Genomic DNA, 1,794 nt, shown 5'->3' on the forward strand with positions numbered 1-1,794 from the left:
ACATCGGTTCTGTCCCCGCAGTCTAGCTTCAATAATAGACGCCCCTGTAACACGCCCTTGCTCCGCTCGACATCTGATAGCGGCATCGCGCCCGGTGCCATTGCCGCGGCGTCGGGCGTGATGCGTATCCCGGCGCGGATGGGATCAGGCGCGAACCCGCAGATATCCGGGATCATAAAGGTCTGCTTCGTGAATTTGGGCGGGTACGGGTGCGCCCATCACCTCGACAGTAAGGTCGAGGCCGGGACGGGCATAGTCGGGTTCCACAAAGGCATAGGCGATATTGCGACCAACCCGGTGCCCCCATCCGGCCGAAGTGACGGTGCCGACAACGCGGCCATCGGCCACGACGCTGGCACCGCCATGGGCGGGCGCATGGGTGCAGTCCAGCGCCATCGACACCAGCTTGCGGCGCGGGCCTTCGGTCTTGCGCCGTTCCAGCGCCGCCTTGCCGATGAAATCGGGTTTGGAAAGGTCGATGAAGCGATCAAGCCCGGTCTCATATGGGTCGAATTCGGTGATCAGGTCGGCCTTCCAGTGCAGGTAACCTTTTTCGAGGCGCATGGACTCGACAGCGTGGGAGCCGAAAAGCGTCAGCCCATGCGCCTCTCCCGCCTTTCTGATCGACAGCCAGGCGGAGTAGAGCGAAGCATTCGGGACGTGGATTTCATAGGCCAGCTCGCCCGAGAAGCTGACCGCCATCACCACGGCGGGCGCGATGCCGATAAAGGCGCGGCGAACCGACAGCCATGGGAAGGCAGTGGCCGACCAGTCGCCGCGTGAGGCGGCTGACAGCACATCGCGCGACTTTGGCCCGGCGAGGATCAGGATCGTGTAGTCGTTGGTCAGGGATCTGAGCTGGATGTCCTTGCCTGCGGGCAGATGTGCCCGAAGCCAGTCCATATCATGCCATTCCGACGCCGCTGCCGAGCCGTACCAGATGGTACCCTCGTCAAGATTGGCAATCGTCGCCTCGGCCTTCACGCAGCCGTGGTGGTTGAGCAGATAGCCAAGGCCGACGCGGCCCGGTTTCCTGGTCACGCGTCCGCAGAACATCGTATCGAGCCAGCCCTGCGCATCCGCGCCGGTGATCTCAATCCGGTTGAAGCCGTTCACTTCGGTCAGGCCGACGCCCGATTGCAGTGATTTGATTTCTTTGGCGACCACGTCGAAGGCCTCGGTGAAGCGGAAGCTATGGCTCTCGTGGAAATCGGGGCTGGGTTTGATATAGGCCATCCGTTCCCAGCCATTCACCGTGCCGAACTCTGCCCCCTCGGCGGCGAGGATCGGGGTCAGCGGGGTCGTCTTCATCGGGCGGCCCGCCGGGCGGTGTTCATGAGGCATGTGGAAGCGGAATTCGTTCTGGTAATCCTCGACGGCCTTCAAAGCAGTCAGTTCGACATTGGCGTGACCGGTGAACCGGCGCGGATCGATGCACCATGTGTCATAGCAGGCCTCGCCATGGACGATCTGCTGGGCCAGCAGCCAGCCATGGCCACCACCTTCGCCCAGACCGGCGCGCAGCCCGATGGCGCAGAAGGCATTACGCTTGCCGGGGATGGGACCGATCAGCGGCGCGCCGTCGATCGTGTAGGTGATCGGGCCGTTGACGACGGTGTGGATGCCGACCTCCATCAGCGCAGGCATCCGGGCAAAGGCGCCTTCCAGAACGTCGGTCACGCGGTCGAGGTCATCGGGGCAGAGCGCGTTGACGAAATTCGGGTCGATCCCGTCCATGCCCCAGGTCTTGCAATCCTGCTCGTAAAAGCCGACCAGAAGGCCGTTCTTTTCCTG

The 1,794-nt window shown here is 63.1% G+C and carries 1 protein-coding gene; it reads right to left on the minus strand.

All coding sequences use genetic code 11. The annotated features are described in order from the left end of the window. Positions 1-144: 144 nt before the first annotated feature. Positions 145-1,794 (minus strand): glycine cleavage T C-terminal barrel domain-containing protein (locus tag WBB85_RS05500; protein WP_432637625.1); only part of this gene is annotated, 1,650 nt, incomplete at its 5' end.

The sequence above is a fragment of the Albidovulum sp. genome, assembly GCF_049646345.1.
Classification (GTDB): Bacteria; Pseudomonadota; Alphaproteobacteria; order Rhodobacterales; family Rhodobacteraceae; genus Albidovulum.